Genomic DNA, 22,938 nt, shown 5'->3' with positions numbered 1-22,938 from the left:
AGGGAAGCCCTCACCGGTCGTCGGCGTCGAAGGCCTCGGCGACGGCGAGACTGTCCTCGTAGACGTGGTGCCTGGTGACCAGGCCGTCCTCGAAGGTGAGGTGCATGGCGAACCGGGCACGGTACGCGCGTCCGGTGGGCCGGGCGGTCTGGCGGATCTCCCCGAGCACGACCGCGTCGTTCCCGTCGACGAGGACGCGTTCGATCTCGGTCGCCACCTGCTCCGGCACATGGTGTTCGGCGATCTCGCGGTAGTGGGCGGCCGCGTCGGCCCGGGTGGAGCGGTGGCGGATCCAGGGCGTGGCGGCGCGGCCGTGCTCGGCCTGCGGCCAGCTCAGCTTCCAGTCGCCCCGATCGGCGTACAGTTCGGCGATGCGCTCGGGGTCGCCCTCACCGATCCTGCGCAGCAACTCCTCCACCGCTGCGTGGGTGTTCGCGGTTGCTGTTGTCGACATGGCCGGCTCCTCCGTAGGGACCGCCTCCTGCTCGGGCGGCGAAGGCCCCAATCTAGCCCGTGGCGAGGACGATCGGCCTCTCCGACGACCGGGGCCCCGGGCTGCCCCGGCCCCCTCCCGGACGGGGCGACCAGCCGGACCCCCGGTCGCGCGCGGCTGTCGGCCGGTGGCTCCAGAACCCGTACCCCGCCGTCGCGCGTGGTCGACGTCGTCGCTCCTCCCTGTTCGCCCAGGTCCGACAGGAGCGACCTCGCCGGGTGACGTCCCAGGGTGTCGTCACCGTTGGGGTCGGTCCATGGCGAGATGGAACCCGGGCACACAGGGGCGGCTCGAGCAGGCCGCACTGGAACTGTTCACAGACCACGGGTACGACAACGTGACCGTGGCGCGCATAGCCGAGCGCGCGGGCATCACCCGGCGCTCGTTCTTCCGCTACTTCCCCGACAAGCGCGAGGTCCTGTTCGGCGGCTCGGAACGGCTGTCCGCCGCCGTGGCGCAGGCCGTCCTCGCCGCAGATGCGGACGACGCCCCGGTGACCGCCGTCTTCAGCGCCTTCTCCCAGGTCGGTGCCCGCCTGGCCGACTACGTCGACCACGCGGCCGAACGCCGAGCCGTGATCGAGACGAGCCCCGACCTGCAGGAGGGCGACCGCACCAAGCTCGCGGACCTCGCCGGGGCCGTCGGCGACGCGCTGGTGCAGCGCGGCGTGGAGCCCGGCTCCGCGAGGATCGTGGCGCGGGTCGCCGCGGTCTTCTACCAGGAGGCCTTCGAGCGGTGGGTCGACGCCGGCGGAGAGGAGGAGTTCGGTTCCTGCCTCCTCGCGGCCGCCGCCTCCCTCCAGGAGGTCCGTTGACCGGGCTCCGACAGCGATGACCCGAACCGGCGCCGACGACCGTCCTGTTTCCCGGTCGCGGGGCGCAGGGTGGGCGCGGTGGCAGCTCTCCACCGCCGAACGCCGCCGTGCGTACACCGGCGGGGGAGCGGGCCCGCACGATATCCCGTCGCCCGTGAGCCCGGGCCCCTCTATCGTGGCCGCCATGGTCCACCCCCCGCTCGGGACTCTGCCGGAGACGCTGCCCACCCGGATCCCCGACGTGTCCCTGCGCGTGCTCACCCCCGCCGACGCCGCCGGCATCCGGGCTCTCCTGCAGGCCGACACCGTCCATCTGACCCGTCACGGCGACTTCACCGAACAGGTCCGGGCTTCTGTGGAGGAGATCGAGGAGGCACTGGCCCACTCCGCCGGGAAGGAACGCGCCTACGGCATACGGCTGCGCGAGAGCCTGGTGGGCCAGGTCAGCATCATCGCGGCCGCTCCGCCGCACTACGGCCTGGGCTACTGGCTCGCCCGGGCCGCCACCGGGAAGGGCCGGGCGGGCGCGGCCTGCGCCGCTCTCATCGGGAGCGCCTTCACCGTCCTGGGCGCCACCGACATGTTCGCGGGCGTCACCCGTGGCAACGATCCGAGCGCCGCCGTACTGCGCAGGCTCGGATTCGCCCCGGTCGAGGAGTTTCCGGCCTACACCCGTTTCCACCTGCCGTTGACCTCCCCCGGCCCCGGGGAGTGTTTTCCGAAGGCTTTCGGTCGATGAGCGGTCGTCCGGGCGATCACTCGCACGACGACGTGCGGTGTACAGCCCGTCCGGGCTTCACGGGCGCGGAGGCGCGGCGAGGGGAAGTTCGCCGGTGGGAGAGGGCCCGGAACAACCCGGGACGCACGAACTAGTTGCGTCCGCCGCGGCACCAGCGCTGTGCGGACAGCGCGGCCGGGGCGTCCGCGAGCCGATCCGCGAACGGCCGCACGACCTCCACCGCCTCGTCCGGCAGAGCCCGCACGACCGCGATCATCCCGGTCGTGGCGGTCCCGTCGTCGTCGACGAGGAGTGCCGTGAAGTGCAGGCTGCCGCCGGGGCCGGCATCCGACGGCAGCAGGTCGGACTCACCTCCGGAACGGGGCCTCGGGGCCCACACACCGGTGACCAGCGTGTGGGGCGCCTCCTCCCCGTCCGTGTCCGGCTTGCGGTCGGACAGGAGGACCGCGCGGAGGGCCGTGTATCCGGTGTAGAGGCCGGCCGACCAGTAGGGCTCCTCGGTCGCGAACCGCTCCGCGGCGGCGCGGTCGGGGACCTCGACCACGTGGACGCTTCCCGTGTGCTCCTCACCGTCGTCGTCCAGGGTGGGGCCCCGCAGGAGGAACCGGTCCTCGAACCGGTCCATGTAGGACCAGTGCTCCTCTGCGAGGTCGTACAGTTCGGACCCCAGCCCGGGGCGGTCCTCGGCGTGCACGTGAAACAGCATGGATGAAAGGTATCGGCACGCCCCCGGGGGCAGCGGGCCGGGGCAGGGTCGGCCGCCCGCGCTGACGACTCCGGTGTCCGGGCGCCTCGCGTTGCGGGGACGGGGCCGACCGGCCCGAAGGCGATGGGACGGCGGCCCCGCGCCACGTCAGGATTCCCTGCCGATACGGGGACACCGTCCGCGGCCACCGGGGAACGGGGCCGTCTCAGCGGGCCGGGGGCGGCTCCGGCGGGCGCATGCGGCCGTTCTGGAAGGAGGTGAACAGCCATGCTCCGCTCTCGCGGACGGCCACGCGTGTCTGGATGGACAGGTCCTCGGGCCGACCGGTGCGAGCGCCCGGCCACAGCACGCAGACACCGCTGGTGACGACCACCGCCAGGTCGGAACCGACGAAACGGATGTGCCATGCCTGCGGGTCGGTGAGACGGGTGCCCGCCATGAAGGTGTCGAACCCCTCCTGCATGCTTGCTGCGATCCCGGCCCGGGTGCGCAGGTGGGAGCCGTCGACGGCGACGAAGTCGGCGTCCTCGGTGAAGGCCGCCGCGAACGCCGCCCCGTCGCCCGCGGCCCAGGCCCGCTGCTGGGCCGCCACCAGGCCGCGCAACTCCTCCCGCGCCGCCTCCTGCGCGTCGTCTCCTCGCACGGGCCGTTCCTCCTCCGTGGTCATGATCGTTCTCCTCCCGTCCACGGCCCTCCGAGGGGGCCGCCCTGTGCGCTTCCCCGACGGTGGATCCGCCGGGGCCTCCGCGGGCGTCCCGCCGGTCACCGCGCCATGGCCCTCCGCAGAGCCAGGAACTCCAGTCCCGCGTAGACCGCCACGACCACCGCTCCGCTCAGCAGGAACGCCGTCCCCGGACCGGTGAGCGGGATCGGTCCCGCGAACACCAGGACCACGAGAGCCACGCAGGAGAGCGCGTTGCCCGTGACGACCAGGGCGGTGTACCGGACCGGGACGGCCGGGTAACCGGCGATCAGTCCCAGGGCGGCGGCGCCGCCGAGCATGGCGACACCGAACGGGACCGACCAGGCGAGCGGGAGTCCCAGCACCTCGACGAACGGCCGACCGGCGGCCAGCAGGACCACACCGAAGACCGCGGTGCTCCAGCCGTCGATCCGCAGGACGGTGCGCAGCTGTTCCGCCGCCCTGCCGCCGATCGCCGTGCGCGCGGCAGAACCCGCCACGATCGATGCGTTCATACCGGCTCCTTCTCCTTCGTGCGGCCCGTACGGGCCGCGTGGGGAGAAAGACTCCCACCGTCCGCTCAGCGCCTCAATAACCTCCGAGGTCATGGCGGCGGCTCCCCCGCAGACCGAGGACCTATGCTTCCGGGCATGGAAACGCGAGAGCCGTCGACCGCGGGCCCCCTGCTGCGGGACTGGCGCCGACGCCGCAAGCTCAGCCAGCTCGACCTGTCCCTGCTGGCCGACACCTCCGCGCGGCACCTGTCGTACATGGAGACCGGGCGGGCCCGCCCGAGCCGGGAGATGCTGCTGCGGCTGTCGGCCGCGCTGGACATCCCCCTGCGCGAGCGCAACACCCTGCTGCTGGCCGGAGGGTACGCCCCCGCCTACCGGGAGAGCAGCCCCGACGACGCGTACATGGCCTCGGTCAGTTCGGCCCTGGAGACCGTCCTGGCGACGCACGAGCCGTACCCGGCCGTCGTCGTGGACCGGCTGTGGAACGTGGTGCGGGGCAACTCCGCCATGTCCGTCCTCATGGAGGGCGTTCCCGCGCACCTGTCGGAGCCCCGGCCGAACGTGTTCCGACTGGCGTTGCACCCCGAGGGCCTCGCCGCGCGCCTGGTCAACCTGGGCGAGGTGCGCGAGCTGTTCCTCGACCGGTTGCTGCACCAGGTCAACACCACCGCCGACGCCGACCTGCGGGCCCTCTACGAGGAGGTGTCGTGCTATCCCGCCGCCGAGGAGCCCGCCGACGCCGGCACCGGTCCGGCGGACGGGCCGAACCCCATCCGGGTGCCGCTGCGCCTGCGCACCCCCTTCGGAGAACTGGCGCTGTTCAGCACCATGGCCACCTTCGGCGCACCGGCCGACGTGACGCTGTCGGAGCTGGCGATCGAGCTGTTCTACCCCTTGGACGGCTTCACCGCCGACACACTGCGCGCCCTGGCGCCGGCGTCCTCGAAGAACTCCGCCGCTCCCGCGAACGTGTTCCCCTAGCCCGACGACACGTCGTGACGGGGCACCGGCAACGCACCGCCGCCGGGGGCGCTCCGGGAACCCGCGCCTGAGCCGCGGCGCCGGGCCCGCCGCCCGCGGGGACGTCCTCGAGCCCCCACCACAGGGTCGCCGGATCCGCCGGGCGGGAGCGCGGCGACGTTCGAGGGGACGCCGTCGACGCCCCCGGCCGCGGCGCCACGGCTCAGGAGGGCGAGACGTGGTCCTGGTAGGCGGTGCTGTCGGTGAGGGTGGCGGCGAGGCCGCGGATCGCGGAGATGCCGACCTCCTCGGCCTGCCGCAACGCTCCGGGGACCTGTAGCTGGTAGCTGCGCGCCTTGGCCTCGCCCGCCGCGATCAACGGCAGCACCGCCGTGAGGGGTGACTCCGGGATGCCCATGGCTGTGGCCTTCTCGCCGTGGAAACGGTGGGCGAGTGCGTGCATCAGGTCGCGCCAGCCCGCCCCGTCCATCGGCGACTGCGGGGCGGAGGCGAGATTGGCGCCGGCGGCGTCGAACAGAGCCCCGACGAGTTGCCTGCTGTTCTCGTCCGGTGCGGCGGAGGTCGAGTCGAGCAGGTCCAGCAGCTCGCCGGCCTGCTCGTGGTCCTCGATGCCGAGGAAGAACTCCTCGTCGAGGCCCAGCAGGTGGCCCACGTACCACCAGTAGCGGTAGAGGAGGGACTGTTCCTCCTCGGTGAGCCGGTAGCCGATGCCCTCCAGTAGCTTGAACGGCACGACGGTGAAGTCGAGCCATGTGCGTGCGACGTCGGCCTGGTTGATCGGCACCCCCCACCGCTCGGAGTCCCAGCCGTGCTTGGTGGCCGCGGCGCGGACGCGTGCGTGCAGCAGCCGGACCTGCACGGTCTGCACGAGGCCGGAGGCGCCGTGGAGCAGGCCGCCGGGCAGGATCGCCGAGGCGTGCCACAGTCCGGTCTCGGCGAGCCGGCGCGGCGCCGTCGAGGTCAGCCGGCCGGTGCCCACGAGCAGTCGCGCGATCGCGGGGGAGCTGTAGGTGTGGGTCAGCGATCCGACGGAGAAGGCGAGACTCCTCCAGTGGAACGGCACGGCGAGCGAGGGTCGGTCGCCCTGCTCCAGGAGTTCGCGTGAGACCCATGCCGGCACGGTCTCCGTGTGGGCGAGCAGGGCGTCGACGGCCGGCGGGGCGTCCGGCACGCTCGCACGGCCCTCGGCGAGGCCGCGCTGGAGGGCGGCGCGGGCGGAACGGCCGTGTTCGTCGAACTCGGCGATGACGGCGTCGGCGAGCGGGTCGCCCACCTGCAGCATGGGCACCAGGAAGTCGACACGGTCGCCGTGGCGGGTCCGCGCGGCGGCGAGGTCGACGAGCCGCTCGGGCACGGACTGGGTGTGGTTCACATCGGTCATGAGGTCGTTTCTATCCTTCCGTGCCCGGAGGCAGCCACGGCCTGCCGATCCCCCCTTCCCCGGCGGAGGCGGGTTCCCCGGGGCGGACCGGCCTCCTCGTGCGGGGGAGCGGCCCCGCCGCCCCATCCTGGGGGCGAGACTGGTAGGAGTCGTTGATCGAGTGATCTGTGTTCTCCGTGGCTTCCGCCACCGTGATCACTGTGTGTGGTCGCTGGGGGCGTAGCGGTTCCAGGTTCCTCCAGCCTGGGCAACGACCCGGGTGGTGGTCTTGGCGTGGGACCCCAGCGCCTGGGCGATGACCGGTGCGGGGGCCTGGAGCACGAGTTGGCGCAGCGCGGATGTGCGCACCGCTGTTCCGGGGATACCGATGTCGCGGATCAGTTCGGTGAGGCTGTTGGGGTGCATGGGGCGCCCCGACCGATGAGCCGGGAGCGGCGGTCGGCCGCCTGTTCTCCCGAGGCCCGCACCAGTCCCCGGACCGTCAGGCGCTCCAACGCCTCGTTCAGGGTGACCGCGTCGCGTCTGAGCCTGTTCTGGGCCAGTCGGCGCACGGAGACGATCACCCCGTAGCCGTGCTGCCGTCCCTCGGGCAGGGCGAGCAACACGAGGTAACTCTGCTCACTCAACCGCATACCCCTGCTCCGTTTCCGGTGCACTCGGTCCGTCCCTGCTTGGTCCCAGGCCTTCCTGGATGCTGCGAGGCCCCGCGCGACAGGGGGCCCTCACCGCTCTCCCCGGGTCGGGTGCAACGGTCCGGTCGGTCGGCCGGGAAGGGGTGGTCGGTGTAGCCCCAGCGCCGCCGTAGATGACCTTCGGTCGCAGTTCGTTGAGCGGTGTCTCCTGGACCAGGCGGTGGGGCGGGTCGGGGTTGGCGATGAAGGGCTTGCCGAACGCGATCGCGCCGGCCCAGCCGGCCTCCAGCACTTACTGAGCCGGCAGCAGTCACCCAGCAGAGCACCACGAACTCCATCAAGGCAGTCACCAGGGATCCAGGACCCAGACCTGAATGACCTCCACACACCGAGGTGTCCGACCTGTCAAACCGAGGCACCACTCAGTGGATTCACCATCTGACCGGGAGAGTGGTGAGTCCGCGGGTGATGTACCCCTGCGTCCACGCCAGATCCTCCAGGGGCAAGGCCAGCTCCAGGTCTGGGAAGTGCTTGGTGAGCGCGTACAGCGCCTCCTGCAGCTCCAGCCGCGCCAAAGACGCGCCCAGGCAATGATGAATGCCGTGGCCCAGACCCAGATGCGGGTTGGGGTTGCGCTCCAGGTCGAGGTGATCGGGCGAGGGGAACACCGCGGGGTCGCGGTTGGCCGCGGCCATCGACACCAGCACGGGCTCCCCCGCACGGACCCGGCCGCCGCTCAGGTCCACGTCTTCGCGGGCATAGAGCACGGAATCGGCGTGGGTGGTGAGCGGGATGAAACGCAACAGCTCCTCGACCGCACACGGCACCAGCCCCGGGTCCGCGTGCAGTCGCCGCCAGGCGCCGGGGGTGTTCAGCAATGTGTACACGAAGTTGGAGATCTGGGAGACGGTGGTCTCGTGGCCGGCGACGAGCAACGCCGATGCCAGATTGACCAGGGCCCACTCGCTGACGCAAGGGTCGGCGTCGGCGGCGGCGACGATGCCGGAGAGCAGATCCTCACGCGGCTCGGCGCGCCGCTGCGCGATGAGACCGCCCAGGTAGGTGCGCAGTTCCTTCATCGCCGCCTGTACGTAGGCGGGGGGGAACGCGCTGACCGCCATGAATGCCCGCCCCCACCGGTGGAACAGCCGGTGGTCTTCGGGCGGGACACCGAGCGCGTCGCAGATCACGGCCACCGGCAAGGGGAATCCCAGATGCTCCACGACATCGGCCAGTGGTCCGGAGTCGGCCATGGCCAAGGTGAACCCTTCGGCGATCTCGCGGATGCGGGGCCGCGACTCCTCCACCCTTCGCGCGGTCAGCGAGCGGGGGACGAGCTCGCGAAGGCGGGTGTGGTCCGGGGGGTCGGTCAAGAGCAGAGCGGTGGGTGGCAGGCGGGACTCGGCCTCCACCCGCGGCATCGCCTCGCCCCGCTCACACGCCATGGCCCGGCTGAAGCGGGGGTCGGCCAGCACGGCGCGCGCGTCGTCGTGGCGGGTGAGCAGCCAGGCATCCTCGCCGTAGGGCATGCGGACGCTCTGGAGGGGTTGGGTGGCGCGCACGCGTGCGTAGGCGGCGTCGAGGCCGAGTTCGATGGCGGGGCCGAACGGGTAGTCCACGGCGGTAGGGCGAGCGGTCTGCTGGCCGGTCATGGTTCCTCCGGGAATCGGTTCAGAGGAGGTCACCGGGGCTCATGTCCTCGTGCGCGGTCGGGGAAACGGGGCAGGCTTCTGTCTCTGACCCCGGGGAGGAAATAAGGCGCGAAATCGCGCGGATCCGCCGCGTTTCGTTGCCTCCAGTCGGCAGGATCGGAGCGGACCGCAATCACCCCGGCGGCGCGCTGTCCACTCGGGTCGCGACGACCTCGCCTCCGAGCCGGTCGACGGGGTGCTGGTCGCGGAGCTGAAGGGCACGCCGACCTCAACACCACCCGCCGCCACACCCTGCCCACGGAGGTGGACAAGACCCGGGCGTTGGCGGTGCTCACCACCGGCCGGTGGGCTTGGGAAGGTCCTCCGCCGCGGCCTGTAGCAATACTCCTCGATCCCCAACCTCTCTCTATCCTGCATAGAATGACTTCTATCTTCCATAGAAGAGTGTGGTGCGGGAGGGGCCCGCCCCCGCGGCGTGCCGCGGTCCGGCGCCCTCCGCACCACCCAGGACGAGAACCACGAGACCCCGCGCCAGCGCGCGACACCGGAGGTGCCCTCCATGCCGGAACGGACCGGACGCCCGATCGCACCGGCCCTGGTGCTCACCGGAGCGGCCTGCGTGGCCCTGGCCCTCGTCCTCCTGTTCGCCAGGGCCGAGCTGCTCCGGACCCCCTCGGCAGGGGCGGGCGGGGAACCGGCGGCCACCGTCAGCGAGGACATGAGGGAGGCGGGGGAGGAGCTCGCCCGCAGACAGGCCGGCGACCCCCGCGCCATGGGAGCGGTGGACGCACCGGTCGTCATGGTCGCCTACTCCGACTACCTGTGCCCCTACTGCGGCGAATGGGTGCGCCGGGTCCAGCCCGAGCTCACCGACACCTACGTCGCGGAGGGCCTGCTGCGCATCGAGTGGCGGGAGTTCCCCTACCTGGGCGACGACTCCCGCCTCCTGGCCCTGGGCGCCGCGGCCGCCGCCGAGCAGGACGCCTTCTGGGAGTACCACGCCCTCGTCTACGAGGCCCCGCGGGAGTTCACCGGGGACGACGCGGCCCTGCGCACACGGCTGGAGGGAGTCGCGCAGGAACTGGACCTGGACACGGAGCGTTTCGCGCGGGACCTGGAGAGTGCCCAAGCGGAGAAGGCGGTCGAGGAGGACTTCGCCGAGGGGCAGACGATGGGGATCAGCGGAACACCCGCCTTCCTGGTCAACGGCGACCCCGTCCTGGGGGCCCAGCCGCTGGAGTCCTTCACCGGAGCCGTCGACCTCGCCCTGCGCGACGCGGGACGCCGGCCGTGAGCCCCGTCGTGGACGGCCCCCGCCGCCCGCGCCGCCCCTCCCACGCAACCCCGCCCCGCTGGGGGACGGCGGTCCGCCGACCGTCCGCCGCCGCAGCCCTCTGCCTGCTCCTGGCCCTCGCGGCCTGCGGCAGGCCCGAACTCGCGGACCCCGCCGACGCCCTGCCCCTGGACGGGGACCCGGCCCCGGCCGCGGCGGTGGAGCCCGACCTGCTCCCCGGCGTCCTCGACGCAGCGGCCGGGCGGGCCACGCCCTACTCCTCCGACCCCCGCGGCACCGACACCGGGTTCGTCGGACCCGTGACGCCGGAGGGAAGCGGCGAACTCCACTTCGTGGGCACGGACGCCGACGGGCGCACCCGCTGGACCACCGAACGCAACCCGAGCTGTACAGGGTTCACCCTCACCCGCACGCACGGCGGCGACGACCTGGTCGTGCTGCTCGACAGCGACGCGGCCCCCGACCGCGGACTCCTGGCCGCCCGGACCACCGCGGCCGCTCTGGACCCCTCCACCGGACGCAGGGTGTGGGGCCCCACGGAGGTGCCCGGCACCTGGGTGGGACCGGGGCTGGTCTTCGCGCAGGTCGCCCACACCGTCATGAGCGCCGACACCGGCCCCGCCGTCGCCCTGTCCGCGGACACCGGGGAGGTCGTCGCGGACGAGAGCCGGGGCGGGGCGGTCCTGCACGAGTACCAGGGCACCGTGGTCCTCCACCGCGACGGCGCGCTGCGCGCGGTCGACGCCCGCTCCGGGGACGAACTCTGGCACCACGCCGACCTGCCAGTCCCCGACACCCTGGAAGGGGAACCGGGGAAGACCTCCCTCACCTACGGCCCCCGCCCCGCCAGCGGCTCCGCTCCGTGGGCGGTCATCACCTGGGAACGGGGGGAGACCACGGCGTTCACCGTCCACGACCTGAGGGACGGCCGCGCCCTGGCGGAGCCCCTCGCGGGGGCTCCGCCCGTGTCGGTGGGCGACGAGCACGGGCGCGCTGCCGTCGCCGGGACCTCCGCCCGCTCCGGCCAACCCGTCATCGCGGGGTGGGACCGGGCCTCCGGGAACCGGGCGTGGACGGTGGGGGCGGACCCGGGGGAGCGGCCCGTCGGCATCGTCTCCGGGTACCTGTACACCTCGCTCGACAGGGAGAACCGCGTCCGCTCCATGGCCGACGGCGCCCTCCTGGGACGCGGCGGCTGGCTGATCCCGGTGGCCGGGACGGCGGGAGGCACGGCCGTGGCGGCGGTCCCCGGCGACGGCGGCGCCGACTCCTACACCGTGTTTCCCCCGCACGGCGCCGACCGCGAACGGGGAGGCGCGTGATCACTATGCTGAGGGAGGATTCGACGTCGATGCGGGGTACGGGTGCGATGATCGCTGGGCTGGGACCACTGGAGGCCGCGGTCATGGAGGTGCTCTGGCGGGCGCCCGAGCCCCTGCCCGTGCGCGGTGTCCTGGAGGGGCTCACCGACCACGAGATCGCCTACACCACCACCTCCACCGTCCTGGAGAACCTGCGGCGCAAGGAATGGGTCGACCGCGAGCGGATCGGCCGCCTGTGGTTCTACCGCCCCCTGCGCGACCGTTCGACGCACGCGGCCGAGGTGATGCACGAGGCGCTGACCGGCAGCCGCGACTCCGAGGCGACACTGCTGCGCTTCGTCGACACCATGCAGCCCGAGGACGTGCGCGCCCTGCGCGCTCTGCTCTCCGAGGTGCCGGGCGAGGAGGAACCGTGATCTGGTCCTTCGCCGCCCTGTGCGCCGTGGCCGCGCTCGGGGTCAGGGGCCCCGGGCTCCTGCGCCGCACCGCCCGCTCCTGCGACCCGGGCCCGCGCACCATGCTGGCGCTGTGGACCGCGGCCACCGCGGCCTGGGTGCTCTCCTGCGCGACCCTGCTCGCGGTGCTCGCCGCCGACCTCCTGGGCCCTTCGGTCAAGGGCGTCCTGGCGGCGTGCGTCAGCCTCCTGCAGGCCCTGGAGCGCAACCACGCCGGGTGGGGGATCGCAGCCGGGGCGGCACTGGCCCTGGCCGCCCTCCTGCGCCTGCTGTGGACCGCCGCCCGTCAGGGGCGGGCCGGCCTGTCCTGGAGGCGCACCCACCACGACGGCCTCCTGGCCACGGCGCAGCGCCGACGCCTGCACGGCCAGCCCGTGTGGCTGCTGGAGACCGCCGAGCCCGGCGCCTACTGCGTCCCCGGCAGCCGGGGCGGCGTCGTCATCACCCGGGGCGCCCTCGGCGTGCTCACCGCCCCCCAGGCCCGCGCCGTCCTGGCCCACGAGCGGGCGCACCTGCGCGGCCGGCACCACCTCGTCGTCGCCTGGGCCCGGCTGCTCGACCGCGCCTTCCCCGGCGTCCCCCTGTTCCGCGCCGCGGCGCGCGAGGTCCCCGTCCTGGTGGAGTGGGCAGCCGACGACCACGCCGTGCGCGCCGTCGGGATGCGCCCCCTGGTCCATGCGCTGGGCTCCCTCGCCGGGGCCGCGCCGGCCGGGGCGCCGCAGACCCTGTCCATCGGCGGCGCGTGCCCGGTCGAACGCGTGCGCCGCCAGGTCCGGCCGCCCGAGCGGTGCCGACCCTGGAGGGCGCGTGCCCGCACCTGGGCCACCGCCGCGCTCGTGGCGCTGCCCCTGGTGTTCACGGTCGCGTCGGCGCTCGCCGCGGTGCTGATCCCGCACTGCCAGTGCGCCGCCGGCTGATCCCTTTGCGTGCCCGCACGGTCGTGAGATCAGTGCGCCAGTAGGCAGTCATCAGCGGGACACGGTCTTCGAAGGTGGGTTTCCACGGCCTCCCCTTGAACGGAGGATCGGCGCCCTCGCGCCGCAATTGCCGGACGAGCTTGGTGGACTGCCGGACCGGTAGCCCGCTGAACAGCTCGTTCATCGTCTTGTCCGCTGCTGTGATCACGCCCGTCGCCCAGTCATGTTCACACGCGCCTCGACAGCGTCCGGGAGGCGCTCTTCGGCCAGCGGAGTCAATTTTGGTTGACGAATCGGGTGGCGGTCAACTACGGTTGACTTATGGATATGGAACAGTTGACCGAGCTCGCGGCATTGACGGCCGACCACGACCCGTTGCTGGGATTGCGCGCCCTGGCGCGGCTCCGCGCCGAGACGGAACGCAGCGAAGCGGTGCCGGTGCGCCGCGCTCGCGACAACGGCGCCACATGGCTGCGAACCGCCGCCGGCCTGGGTGTTCCGAAACAGGCATTCCACAAGAGGTACGCCGGTCGGGGCCTGTTCGGCGGTCGGTCATGACCGCCGGGACACACGGCGACCAGCAGCTCGTCACCAGGCTCGGCGCACTGCTGGGCCCGCGCCACCCGGTCGCCGCGGCGGCCGTGGTCACGCCTGAGGGCATGCGCGTGGCGAGCCGCGGAACCGGCTTCGACGCCGACTTCGAAATCGGCTCGATCGCGAAGGCGGTCACCGGGCTGCTCTACGCCGACGCCCTCGCCCGAGGCGAGATCACCCCCGACACGAGCCTCGGCGAACTGTTGCCCCTGGGCGACGCCCCCGCCGCACGAGTGACACTGCGATCGCTCAGCACACACCGTTCCGGCCTGCCCCGGCTACCGGGATCCGCACGACCGTGGCGGCGCACCTTCGCCCTGTGGCGACACGGAACCAACCCCTACGGCGAGGACCTCGAACAGCTCCTCGACCAGGCCCGGCGCACTCCGCTGGGCACGCCACGGTCCCGCTACTCCAACCTCGGGTTCGAACTTCTCGGACACGCCCTCGCCCGCGCCGCCACGACCACCTATCCGGAGCTCGTCCGACAGCGCATCGCCACCCCGCTGGAACTCGACCGCTTCTACGTCCCGGGGACGGCCGACGAGCTTCGCCCCGGGGCGCTCGACGGCAGAAGCCTCCGTGGACGACCGCGACAACCCTGGACCGGGGAGGGAATCGGACCGGCAGGCGGCATCCGGGCCTCCATCACCGGCATGGCCCGCTTCACGGCGGCGGTACTCGACGGCAGCGCCCCGGGCACCGCCGCACTCGATCCGATCGCCCCGTTCGGCGCCGGCGCCCGCATCGGCGCCGCATGGATCACGATCCAGGCGGAGGGCCGACCGATCACCTGGCACAACGGCGGCACCGGCGGCTTCCGGTCCTGGCTCGGACTCGACCGCAGCACCGGCACCGGCGTCGCCGTCCTCTCGGCCACCGCCGCATCGGTCGACCGTCCCGGGTTCACGCTCCTGGCCGAGCACAGCCGCACCAACGGCCGATAACACGATCAGGCACGTCCGCTCGCCGACAACAGGCACTGACGGGGCCGTCCTCGGCCGCCCGCCACCGGTCCCCGGGGGCCTCCGCCGTCCCGTCGGGCGGAGGCGCGGGCCGGGGCGGCACACCCCCGACTCGTGTTTCTATCCACCTTAGCGGCTCTACTATGTTGGATAGAAACAACTGCCGGGTGAGGAAAGAGGCCGACGATGTCCGATGCCCCGAAGCGGGGAGCGCAGCCCGCGGGCCGCTCCTCCGGAGACGGAACCGCTGCCCGCGGCGGCGCCTCCTGGAAGGTGCCGCTGGCGGCGGGCGCGGCCCTGCTCCTGGTCACCGCCGCGGTCGCCGTGGTGCGGTTCTCCGAGGACCCCGCGGAGGAGACGGGCGCGGCACAGGAGGCGGGCGCGTCGGGCGCCCCGTCCGGGGCCGCCGCCGACGGGCCCGGGGACGCGGCTCCGGACACGGCCTCCGCCGGGGCCGACGCGCCCATGGCCCGTCGACAGGCCGACGACCCCACGGCCCTGGGCGACGTCGACGCGCCGGTCGTCATGGTGGTCTACTCCGACTACCACTGCCCCTACTGCGGCCGCTGGGTACAGGAGACCCAGCCCGAGCTGGCGCACTACGTCGAGTCCGGCGACCTGCGCATCGAGTGGCGGGACTTCCCCGTCATCACCGACACCTCCGAGGACGTCGCCCGGGCCTCCCGCGCCGCCGCCGAGCAGGGCGCCTTCTGGGAGTTCCACGAGGCCTACTACGCCGCGGCCGAGGAGTCGGGCGAGAGCGATACCGAGGAGACCCTCGCCGGGGTCGTCGACGAACTGGGACTGGACGCCGGGCGGTTCGACGAGGACCGCGCCGCGGACGCCGCGGCCGCGCAGGTCGAACGCGACTTCTCCGAGGGTCTCTCGATCGGTGTCACCTCGACCCCGGCCTTCCTGATCAACGGCCAGGCCGTCATGGGCGCCCAGCCCCTGGAGGTGTTCGAGGCGGTCATCGACAGCTCCCTGGAGGCCGCCGGGACCGGGGGTGGGCGGCAGTGACCGACATCGGTTTCGCCGCCGCCCTGGCCGGCGGTGTGCTCGCCCTGCTCAGCCCCTGCAGCGCGCTCCTGCTCCCCTCCTTCTTCGGCTACGCCTTCCGCGACCCGCGCCGCCTCCTCGTGCGCACGACGGTGTTCTACCTCGGGCTGTGCACCACCCTCGTCCCCCTGGGGGCGGGATCCGCGCTGGTCAGCCGCCTGGTCTACGGAGAGCGGGAACTCCTGATCGCCGTCGCCGGATGGCTCGTCATCGCCTTCGGCGTCGCCCAGATCGCGGGCTTCGGCTTCTCCTCCGGCCTGGCACAGCGCATCCAGGGGCGCCTGGCCGGCAGGACCAGCGGGGTGTCGGTCTTCGCCCTGGGAGCGGTGTACGGGTTCGCGGGCTTCTGCTCCGGCCCCATCCTGGGCGCGGTGCTGACCGTCGCCGCCACCGGCGGAACCGTGCGCGGCGCCCTGCTCCTGGCGGTCTACGCCCTGGGCATGGCCGCGCCGCTGTTCGTGCTGGCGCTGCTGTGGGACCGCTACGACCTCGGGTCCCGCCGCTGGCTGCGGGGCCGCACCCTCCGCCTGGGCCCGGTGGAACTGCACACCACCGCCCTGCTGTCGGGCCTGCTGTTCATCGGGGTCGGGGCCGTGTTCCTCACCTCGCAGGGGACGGCGACCCTCTTCGGCGGAACGGGCCGCCTCACCGAGGCGGCGCACGGCGTCCAGGAGTGGGTCTTCGGGGTCGGCGGATCGGGGTCCGACACCGTCCTGCTGGCCGTGGTGGGCCTCCTGCTCCTCGCGGTCGGGCTCCGCGGCTGGTACCGCCAGCGCGGGGACGCCGCGGGGCCGGAGCCGACACGGCCCTCCGAGGCGCCGGGGCAGGAGTCGGACCGGGGCGGGGAGGCCCCCGGCCCCCGTGGTCCTGAAAGTCCTTCGGGCCCGGCGGGATCCTCGTGTTGACGGCCGCGGGGACGGGTTCTGTCACCGGTCTCGCGGTTGGCTCACGAAGGGGCGCGCAGACCTGTGCTCTTGAGCCACGTGCGCACTTCGAGGAGCCGTGAAGTGTCCCTGCTTCTGCTCCGACCGAGTCATGGAACGTGACGCACCACAGGATCGGTGCCAGACATCCCAGGGACGTCAGCGCTCCTCCTGCGCTGTCGGTGAGTGCTCGGGGGAGAAGGCTGAACCGCACGGCCGGGTCGACGGTGAACTCGCCCTTGGCGGGTCGGCGGCCAGTTCTTCGGCGCCCGCTCTCCAAACGGTGACGACCGTCCGCGAACGGCCTGGCGCCCCCTGGGTCCGGCTACCGTCGCCCTATGCCGAATTTCACCATTTTCCCTTGGCCCTCCTGGGTGATCGTGGTCGTCTTCGTGCTCGCCGCCGTCGGAGTGATGGTCTTCAACAGGCGGCGATTGCGTCACAAGACTCCTCCGCTTCCCAGGGACGCCGTGTCGAAGACCAGGCCTTTGGAGATGGACCCAGACCTCGAGCGGATCGGCCCCTACAGGCTTTCAGGTCGCCTGGGCGCCGGCGGCATGGGCCGGGTGTATCTGGGCCGTTCCCCCGGCGGACGCGACGTCGCGATCAAGGTCGTCCACCCCGAGCTCGCCGAAGACCCCGAGTTCCGCCGCCGCTTCGCCGCCGAGGTCGAGGCCGCCCGCAGGGTCGGCGGGTTCCACACCGCCCAGGTTGTGGACGCCGACCCCGACGGGAACCCGCCCTGGCTGGCCACCGCCTATATCCCCGGGCCCACCCTGTACGCGGCGGTCCGCGAGCACGGCCCGCTCCCGGCGGACTCGGTCGCCGCCCTGGGCGCGGGCCTGGCCGAGGGACTCGTCGCGGTGCACGCATGCCGGATCGTTCACCGCGACCTCAAGCCCGGCAACGTCCTCCTGGCCGCCGACGGGCCCCGCCTGATCGACTTCGGCATCGCCCGCGCCCTGGACGCCACCTCCTACACCCGAACCCACGCCGTGCTGGGCACCGCCGCCTTCATGTCCCCCGAACAGGTCACCGGGGCCTCGGTGGGACCCGCCTCCGACGTGTTCTCCCTCGGGTGCGTGCTGGCATTCGCCGCCACCGGCCGCAGCCCGTTCGGCGAGGGCCCCGCCCACGCGATCACCCACCGTATTATCCACTCCGAACCCGACCTGAGCGGACTGACCGGGCCGCTGAAGGACCTGGTCTCCGCCTGCCTGGCCAAGGACCCCGTTGACCGCCCCACCCCCGACAGCGTCCTGGCCGCATGCGGTACGCGGCCCCCGACGGGCCTGGAGTCGCCTGCGGAGGTGTGCGCGATGTTGAGCGGGGTGGAGGCGGCCGTGCGCCAGGGGCGGATGCCACAGGACGGCCTGGACCACGTGCTCCGTCGGGCCGTCGCACTGGTCGAGGCGATCGAGGAGGCCGGTGGCGGGGAGAGCTGAGCACCCGGGGCTCGTGTACGGACGATCAGCGGCTGATCCGGAAACCGACCACTGACGTCTCCACGCTCACGAGCACTGTCGTGTTCGGGGCCTGGCACCGGTCTCGCGGTCGGCTCAGAAGGGGCGCGAAGGCCTGGGCCCTGGAGCCACGTGCGCGCTTCGGAGAGCCGTGAGGTGCTCCTGCTTCTGCTCCGACCGGCCCATGGAACGTGACGCACCGCAAGATCGGTGCCAGAAACCGAAGCTGTCGGTGCCGTCGCCGGTTCCGGCCGCTCCCGGTGACGGTCGACCGGATGCGGTACCTGCGGCCGGGGCAGACTTCGGGCCATGACCGCGATCACGCGAGGGAGCGGAAGTATGACCAGAGTCAACGAGATGAGTGAACGCGAGTACTTCGCCGGTGTGGGCAAGCGGCCGGGGATGTTCGTCGGCCGCGCCACCTTCCACGCAATGACCGCGTTCCTGACCGGGTACGACCAGAGCTCGGCCCGTCACGGGGCACCCGGGCTGGAGGGGTGGCACGAGTGGCTGGTCGCCCACGGGGGACGGGACTGCACCCACGGCTGGCCCGGCCAGGTCCTGCACATCGCCCTGCCCGAGGGCTGGGACAACCCCTGGGAACTGCCGCCCGAGCACGAGGCCCGCGCGATCGAGGTCCTCTTCCGCCTCCTCGACGAGTTCCTCGCGGACCGCGAGGGCGGCGCCGAGGGGTGACCGGCCCGGCGTGCGCTCGCAGGCGGGGACGGACCGACCGCCCCCACCGCGACAACGATCCAGAACACCAACATCTCGCCCCGACGTCCTGGCCGCCCGACGCCGGGAACGGGACCCCGTGTCCGCGGCGAGAGGCGCCTTCGCCGGCGCGGCCCGACAGCACTTCGCGCACATCGCCCCCGACCCATCGAAGGATCCAGAGGCCATTCCCATGAGCATCCGGACGACGCATCGCGCTCTGCTGAGCCGTCTGCTGCCCCACGACGAACCGGACGGCCTCGCAGTGCGCCAGGGGCAGTTCCACACCGTGGTCATCGGCTCGGACCGCGTCGTGTGCCTGCCCCGCAGCCGGGCGGCGGCCGCCCGGCTGCCCGAGCGGGCGGCCGCACTGCAGGCACTCGCCGGCCTCGACCTCGGCTTCCGCATACCCGAGCCGCTGCTCAGGGGCGGCGCCCACGGCACCGACGAGGAGCCGTTCCTGGTGCTCGGCCGCATCCCCGGGGAACCGCTGGAGACCGACTCGCTCGACGACGCCCGAGTGGCCGGCGCCGTGGCGGCGCAGTACGCCGCGCTGCTGTCCGGGCTGGCCCGTGCCGGTGCCGACGAGACGGTACGAGCGGTTCTGTCCCAGGAACCGGAAGACCGGTGGCGGCGGTTCGCTGAGGACGTACGCGCAGAGCTGTTCCCGCTCATGTCCGACAGTGGGCGCCTGCGGGCCGAACGGGAACTCGCCGTGCTCGACGGCCTTCCCCACGTCGACCGGGCCGTGGTGCACGGTGACCTCGGCGCCGAGAACGTCCTGTGGGAGTGGGAGCACGGTCTGCCGCACCTCTCCGGAGTACTCGACTGGGACGGTGTCGCACTCGGCGACCCGGCCGAGGACCTCGCGGCTATCGGCGCCGGCCACGGCCGCGGCCTCCTGGAGCGGGTGCTCGCCCTGGGCGGTCGGCCGGACGACGGGCTCGCCACCCGCATCACCGCGATCCGCGGCACGTTCGCCCTGCAGCAAGCCCTCTACGCCCTCCGCGACGGCGACGGGGAAGAACTGGCCGACGGCCTGGCCGGCTACCGCTGAGGCGCACCGGCGCATCCGCCGCATGGTGCCCCTCATGTCGACGGCAGCCCGGCGGAAGCAGGCGGTCGCCGGCCCGTACCCCGGCGGGCGCCGGTGCCTCAACCCCGGGACGGGGGGAGCGGGCAGGAGCCGGCGGTGCGCAGCCGGGCCCGCAGGGCCACGGCGAGGAGGGCGAGCCCGGCCGCGGCGAGCACCGGTTGCAGCGGCGCGAACCACGCCAGGGCGCCCGAGGCGCCCAGCGCCGGCAGGACGAGCTTGTTGCACACCGGGCAGCCGATGGCCGGCCAGGTCAGGACGACACCGCCCAGGCCGCCCCGCGTGTTCCGCTCCCGCTCCCCGCCCCTGCCGACGTAGGTCGCGGCGAGCAGGCCGGACAGCACCGCGCCGGCGCCCCAGACGGGGTAGGACCACCAGGTGGGCTCGATCTCCCTCGTGAAGAAACCGTTGGGCACCAGTACGGTGGGCACCCCCAGGAGCACCAGCGCGCCCAGGGTGGCGGCCGCGGCGACCGCCCAGTGCCGGTAGGTCCACGCAAGCATCCGCGTCCTCGCCTCTCCCGGGGCCGCTCCGGGGGAGGCGGGCCGCCGATCTGTTTTCTATCTTGCATAGAAGATAAGTCGTCGCCGGGTGGGACGGCCTGCGGGGTGCCGGGGGTGAGGGCGTCCGGTGGGGGTGTGACCCGTCCAACGGTCGGAACGGATACACCCGGGGGTATGCTGGCGGCCATAAGGCGAAAGGATGCAGATGAAGCCTGAAATGGTCGGCGACGCCCTCACGAGGCTCAAGCGCGCCCAGGGGCAGCTCTCCGGTGTGATCTCGATGATCGAGGAGGGCGAGGACTGCGCGGCGGTCCTCCAGCAGCTGGCGGCCGTCTCCCGGGCCCTGGACCGGGCCGGGTTCAAGATCGTCGCCAGCGGCATGCGGCACTGCAACACCGCCCGGGACCGCGGCGAGGAGCCCGAGCTCACCGAGGAGGAGCTGGAGAAGCTCTTCCTCGCCCTGGCCTAGGGCTTCGCGGGGTCCCTCCGCGCGCCCGCGCGCCGTCCGCGCCGGGGGCCGGACCCTCCTGCTCCGACAGGGGCGGGTCTGTGCAGTTCGGATACTCCCCCCGGTATGATCGGGCGGCCGAGCCGTACGGCACGGGACCCCCTTCCTCTCGCCGCGCCCGAGGGGCCGGTCCGCTCTCCCGATACTCCCCGGGGTATGGAGGGGCGGACGGTCTCCCACACGGCGCCCACACGGCGCCCACGAACCACCGACGGCCCGCCCGGGCCGTCCGAGAACCCACGGAGACACATGAGCGGCAACAGCATCGACGTGCACGCCGTGCGCAGTCTGGTCGAGACCGACCCCGACGCCCTGCTGGTGGACGTGCGCACCGCGGCCGAGTACGAGAGCTCCCACATCCCCGGAGCGGTCAACCTGCCCCTGCAGCGGGTGGACGACCACCTGGAGCGCATCGCCGCCGACGCCGGACGCGGCCTCGTCCTGGTCTGCCAGTCCGGGGCCAGGGCCCGCCGGTGCCAGGACAGGCTGGCGGAGGCGGGCCTGCGGGACACAGTGGTGATGAGCGGCGGCATGAACGCCTGGGAGGCCGAAGGAGCCCCCGTCGTGCGGGGACGGGAGCGGTGGGCGCTGGAGCGCCAGGTCCGCCTGGTCGCCGGGGGCCTCGTGCTCACCTCCGTGCTCGCCTCCCTCCTGTGGCCGCCCGCGGTGGCGCTCGCCGGACTCATCGGCGCCGGACTGGCCTTCGCCGCGGTCACCGACACCTGCATGATGGGCACGGCCCTGGCCCGCCTGCCCTACAACCGGCCCCGCGGCCACGTCGACATCGAGGACTCCCTCGAACGGATCGCCGCCCGCCGGTGACCCCCGCGGGCCGGGCGCCGCCGCCGGCCCCGCCGGGAGCGGCGCCGACCGCCGGGCCCACGCGGCACCGACACGAACCCGGGGCCGGGACCGGCCCGCAGCCATCGCCGCACCCGCTCCTCCACATACTCCCCGGAGTATCCGCAGGAGCGGCGGACAACCACCGACAAGGAGAAGACATGCTGCTGGAACGCGTCTACGACGACGACCTCGCCCAGGCGGGCTACCTCATCGGCTGCCAGGCCCGGGGAGAGGCCCTCGTGGTCGACCCCCGCCGCGACATCGGCGAGTACCTCGACCTGGCACGCAGGCACGGCATGCGGATCGTGGCCGTGACCGAGACCCACATCCACGCCGACTACCTCTCCGGCACACGCGAACTCGCCGCGGCGACGGGCGCCACCGCCTACGTCTCCGGCGAGGGCGGCGAGGACTGGCAGTACGGCTTCGACGCCGAACGGCTCATGGACGGTGACACCGTCACCGTCGGCAACATCACCGTGCGGGCCCGGCACACCCCCGGGCACACCCCCGAACACCTGTCCTTCCTGATCACCGACGGGGCCTTCAGCGACCGGCCGGGCTACCTGCTCTCCGGCGACTTCGTCTTCGCCGGAGACATCGGCCGCCCCGACCTGCTCGACGAGGCCGCCGGGGGAGAGGACACACGCTTCGAGGGCGCGCGCCACCTGTTCGCCAGCCTGCGCGACACCTTCCTGGCCCTGCCCGACCACGTCCAGGTCCTCCCCGGGCACGGGGCCGGCAGCGCGTGCGGCAAGGCCCTCGGGGCGCTCCCGGCCACCACGGTCGGATACGAGCGCCTCAACGCCTGGTGGGGCCCCTACCTGCGCGACGACGACGAGAAGGGCTTCGTCGACGAACTCCTCGACGGGCAGCCCGACGCCCACGCGTACTTCGCCAGGATGAAGCGCCAGAACAGGGAGGGGCCCCAGATCCTGGGCCCCCTGGCCCCGCTGCCCGAACTCGCGAACGCCGCCATCGGCAGCGCCCTGGAGGAGGACCGGATCGTGTTCGTCGACACCCGGCCCCACACCGAGGTGCACCGCGGCACCGTGGCCGGGGCGCTGAACGTCCCCGGCCCGGCCAAGGCCGCGAGTTTCGGCGCCTGGGCCCACGACCCGGAGACCGAGACCCGCCCCCTGGTGCTCCTCGCACCCGACGGCGACACCGCCGGGGAGGTGCGCGACCACCTGCTGAGGGTCGGCATCGACCGCGTGACCGGCTACACCACCGGACTCGAGGGCCTGCCGACGACCGTTCCGGCCGTCATCGCCCCCGCGCAGCTGGAGGACTACGGGGCCGCACTCGTCCTGGACGTGCGCAACAGGACCGAACACGCCGCGGGGCACATCCCCGGCTCCGGCCAGCTCAGTGCGGGCCGGGTCCTGTGGCACCTCGACGAGCTGCCCGACGACGGCCCCGTCGTGACCTACTGCCAGGCGGGTGCGCGCAACTCCGTCGCGGCCAGTGCCCTGCGCCGCGCCGGCTACGACGTCGTCGAACTCGACGGCAGCTACACGGGCTGGACCGCCTGGAAGCAGGGACGGGACACCCGGCCCTGAGCGGCCGCCGACCCGGCACGACGACAGGGGCGGGGCCCGCCGGCACCGGCGACGGCCCCGCCCCGGCGCCCGCCCGGACGGGGCGGCGCACCCGACCGACCCGCCCCCCACCCCCCGGCCCGACCAGG

The 22,938-nt window shown here is 73.2% G+C and carries 26 protein-coding genes; 17 read left to right on the top strand and 9 right to left on the bottom strand.

Annotated elements, in window-relative coordinates; translation table 11 throughout:
* Window positions 1-10 precede the first annotated feature (10 nt).
* Complete coding sequence (locus OUQ99_RS16935) at window positions 11-454, bottom strand: nuclear transport factor 2 family protein (RefSeq protein WP_267944728.1); 444 nt, start codon at window positions 452-454, stop codon at window positions 11-13.
* 295 nt (window positions 455-749) lie between these two features.
* Between OUQ99_RS16935 and OUQ99_RS16930 the strand changes: the two genes are divergently transcribed.
* Together OUQ99_RS16930 and OUQ99_RS16925 are read left to right on the top strand one after the other, a co-directional pair.
* On the top strand, window positions 750-1,307 hold the full coding sequence (locus OUQ99_RS16930; RefSeq protein ID WP_267944727.1) for a TetR/AcrR family transcriptional regulator: 558 nt from the start codon (window positions 750-752) through the stop codon (window positions 1,305-1,307).
* Window positions 1,308-1,491: 184 nt separating this feature from the next.
* Complete coding sequence (locus OUQ99_RS16925; protein ID WP_267944726.1) at window positions 1,492-2,046, top strand: GNAT family N-acetyltransferase; 555 nt, start codon at window positions 1,492-1,494, stop codon at window positions 2,044-2,046.
* Between the two features lie 130 nt (window positions 2,047-2,176).
* Here OUQ99_RS16925 and OUQ99_RS16920 read toward each other — a convergent pair whose 3' ends face one another.
* The 3 genes from OUQ99_RS16920 to OUQ99_RS16910 all read right to left on the bottom strand — a co-directional run bounded on the left by OUQ99_RS16920 (window position 2,177) and on the right by OUQ99_RS16910 (window position 3,949).
* Window positions 2,177-2,752 carry a YciI family protein gene (locus OUQ99_RS16920; RefSeq protein ID WP_267944725.1) on the bottom strand — a complete coding sequence of 192 codons (576 nt, stop codon included), beginning with the start codon at window positions 2,750-2,752 and terminating at the stop codon, window positions 2,177-2,179.
* Window positions 2,753-2,957: 205 nt separating this feature from the next.
* Window positions 2,958-3,419 (bottom strand): SgcJ/EcaC family oxidoreductase, encoded by a 462-nt coding sequence (locus OUQ99_RS16915; protein ID WP_267944724.1) that lies wholly within the window; start codon window positions 3,417-3,419, stop codon window positions 2,958-2,960.
* A gap of 95 nt (window positions 3,420-3,514) precedes the next feature.
* The gene (locus tag OUQ99_RS16910) at window positions 3,515-3,949 is read right to left on the bottom strand and encodes a hypothetical protein (protein ID WP_267944723.1); all 435 of its coding nucleotides are present in this window, start codon (window positions 3,947-3,949) and stop codon (window positions 3,515-3,517) included.
* A gap of 135 nt (window positions 3,950-4,084) precedes the next feature.
* On the opposite strand from OUQ99_RS16910, the gene OUQ99_RS16905 reads away from it, so the two are divergent.
* Window positions 4,085-4,930 (top strand): helix-turn-helix domain-containing protein, encoded by an 846-nt coding sequence (locus OUQ99_RS16905; RefSeq protein ID WP_267944722.1) that lies wholly within the window; start codon window positions 4,085-4,087, stop codon window positions 4,928-4,930.
* A gap of 202 nt (window positions 4,931-5,132) precedes the next feature.
* Here OUQ99_RS16905 and OUQ99_RS16900 read toward each other — a convergent pair whose 3' ends face one another.
* From OUQ99_RS16900 to OUQ99_RS16885, 4 genes are all read right to left on the bottom strand, one after another.
* Window positions 5,133-6,311, bottom strand: a complete 1,179-nt coding sequence (locus OUQ99_RS16900) for an oxygenase MpaB family protein (protein ID WP_267944721.1) — start codon at window positions 6,309-6,311, stop codon at window positions 5,133-5,135.
* Window positions 6,312-6,506: 195 nt separating this feature from the next.
* The gene (locus OUQ99_RS16895) at window positions 6,507-6,716 is read right to left on the bottom strand and encodes a hypothetical protein (protein ID WP_267944720.1); all 210 of its coding nucleotides are present in this window, start codon (window positions 6,714-6,716) and stop codon (window positions 6,507-6,509) included.
* Entirely contained in the window at window positions 6,689-6,937 is a 249-nt protein-coding gene (locus tag OUQ99_RS16890) for a hypothetical protein (RefSeq protein WP_267944719.1), read from the bottom strand. The genes OUQ99_RS16895 and OUQ99_RS16890 overlap by 28 nt, the downstream gene beginning before the upstream one ends.
* Window positions 6,938-7,374: 437 nt before the next feature.
* Window positions 7,375-8,595: a cytochrome P450 gene (locus OUQ99_RS16885; protein WP_267944718.1), complete on the bottom strand. Its 1,221-nt coding sequence runs from the start codon at window positions 8,593-8,595 to the stop codon at window positions 7,375-7,377.
* Window positions 8,596-9,154: 559 nt separating this feature from the next.
* Here OUQ99_RS16885 and OUQ99_RS16880 point away from each other — a divergent pair.
* The 11 genes from OUQ99_RS16880 (at window position 9,155) to vph (ending at window position 19,358) form a co-directional block, all read left to right on the top strand.
* Window positions 9,155-9,889: a DsbA family protein gene (locus tag OUQ99_RS16880; protein WP_267944717.1), complete on the top strand. Its 735-nt coding sequence runs from the start codon at window positions 9,155-9,157 to the stop codon at window positions 9,887-9,889.
* The gene (locus OUQ99_RS16875) at window positions 9,886-11,211 is read left to right on the top strand and encodes a PQQ-binding-like beta-propeller repeat protein (protein ID WP_267944716.1); all 1,326 of its coding nucleotides are present in this window, start codon (window positions 9,886-9,888) and stop codon (window positions 11,209-11,211) included. Before OUQ99_RS16880 ends, OUQ99_RS16875 begins: the two co-directional genes overlap by 4 nt.
* A 29-nt stretch (window positions 11,212-11,240) precedes the next feature.
* On the top strand, window positions 11,241-11,627 hold the full coding sequence (locus OUQ99_RS16870; RefSeq protein WP_267944715.1) for a BlaI/MecI/CopY family transcriptional regulator: 387 nt from the start codon (window positions 11,241-11,243) through the stop codon (window positions 11,625-11,627).
* On the top strand, window positions 11,624-12,583 hold the full coding sequence (locus tag OUQ99_RS16865) for a M56 family metallopeptidase (RefSeq protein WP_267944714.1): 960 nt from the start codon (window positions 11,624-11,626) through the stop codon (window positions 12,581-12,583). Before OUQ99_RS16870 ends, OUQ99_RS16865 begins: the two co-directional genes overlap by 4 nt.
* A gap of 321 nt (window positions 12,584-12,904) precedes the next feature.
* A complete protein-coding gene (locus OUQ99_RS16860; RefSeq protein ID WP_267944713.1) occupies window positions 12,905-13,141 on the top strand; it encodes a hypothetical protein in 237 nt (78 codons plus the stop codon).
* A complete protein-coding gene (locus OUQ99_RS16855; protein WP_267944712.1) occupies window positions 13,138-14,124 on the top strand; it encodes a serine hydrolase domain-containing protein in 987 nt (328 codons plus the stop codon). The genes OUQ99_RS16860 and OUQ99_RS16855 overlap by 4 nt, the downstream gene beginning before the upstream one ends.
* 204 nt (window positions 14,125-14,328) lie before the next feature.
* A complete protein-coding gene (locus tag OUQ99_RS16850) occupies window positions 14,329-15,162 on the top strand; it encodes a DsbA family protein (RefSeq protein WP_267944711.1) in 834 nt (277 codons plus the stop codon).
* Window positions 15,159-16,106: a cytochrome c biogenesis CcdA family protein gene (locus tag OUQ99_RS16845; protein ID WP_267944710.1), complete on the top strand. Its 948-nt coding sequence runs from the start codon at window positions 15,159-15,161 to the stop codon at window positions 16,104-16,106. Before OUQ99_RS16850 ends, OUQ99_RS16845 begins: the two co-directional genes overlap by 4 nt.
* 356 nt (window positions 16,107-16,462) lie before the next feature.
* The gene (locus OUQ99_RS16840) at window positions 16,463-17,569 is read left to right on the top strand and encodes a serine/threonine-protein kinase (RefSeq protein ID WP_267944709.1); all 1,107 of its coding nucleotides are present in this window, start codon (window positions 16,463-16,465) and stop codon (window positions 17,567-17,569) included.
* Window positions 17,570-17,926: 357 nt separating this feature from the next.
* Window positions 17,927-18,283 carry a hypothetical protein gene (locus OUQ99_RS16835; protein WP_267944708.1) on the top strand — a complete coding sequence of 119 codons (357 nt, stop codon included), beginning with the start codon at window positions 17,927-17,929 and terminating at the stop codon, window positions 18,281-18,283.
* A gap of 211 nt (window positions 18,284-18,494) precedes the next feature.
* Entirely contained in the window at window positions 18,495-19,358 is an 864-nt protein-coding gene (gene vph, locus OUQ99_RS16830) for a viomycin phosphotransferase (protein WP_267944707.1), read from the top strand.
* A gap of 98 nt (window positions 19,359-19,456) precedes the next feature.
* On the opposite strand, the gene OUQ99_RS16825 is transcribed toward vph, so the two are convergent.
* Window positions 19,457-19,897 carry a hypothetical protein gene (locus tag OUQ99_RS16825; RefSeq protein WP_267944706.1) on the bottom strand — a complete coding sequence of 147 codons (441 nt, stop codon included), beginning with the start codon at window positions 19,895-19,897 and terminating at the stop codon, window positions 19,457-19,459.
* Between the two features lie 217 nt (window positions 19,898-20,114).
* Here OUQ99_RS16825 and OUQ99_RS16820 point away from each other — a divergent pair, with 217 nt between their 5' ends.
* The 3 genes from OUQ99_RS16820 (at window position 20,115) to OUQ99_RS16810 (ending at window position 22,810) form a co-directional block, all read left to right on the top strand.
* Window positions 20,115-20,366 (top strand): metal-sensitive transcriptional regulator, encoded by a 252-nt coding sequence (locus OUQ99_RS16820; protein WP_267950408.1) that lies wholly within the window; start codon window positions 20,115-20,117, stop codon window positions 20,364-20,366.
* A gap of 288 nt (window positions 20,367-20,654) precedes the next feature.
* Window positions 20,655-21,227, top strand: a complete 573-nt coding sequence (locus OUQ99_RS16815) for a rhodanese-like domain-containing protein (RefSeq protein WP_267944705.1) — start codon at window positions 20,655-20,657, stop codon at window positions 21,225-21,227.
* A 179-nt stretch (window positions 21,228-21,406) separates the two neighbouring features.
* Window positions 21,407-22,810, top strand: coding sequence for an MBL fold metallo-hydrolase (locus OUQ99_RS16810; RefSeq protein ID WP_267944704.1), 1,404 nt, complete (start codon window positions 21,407-21,409; stop codon window positions 22,808-22,810).
* Window positions 22,811-22,938: the final 128 nt, after the last annotated feature.

It is taken from the genome of Streptomonospora nanhaiensis, from assembly GCF_026642255.1.
GTDB classification, from domain to species: Bacteria; Actinomycetota; Actinomycetes; order Streptosporangiales; family Streptosporangiaceae; genus Nocardiopsis; species Nocardiopsis tropica.
This window is presented reverse-complemented; position numbering and strand designations above follow the sequence as displayed.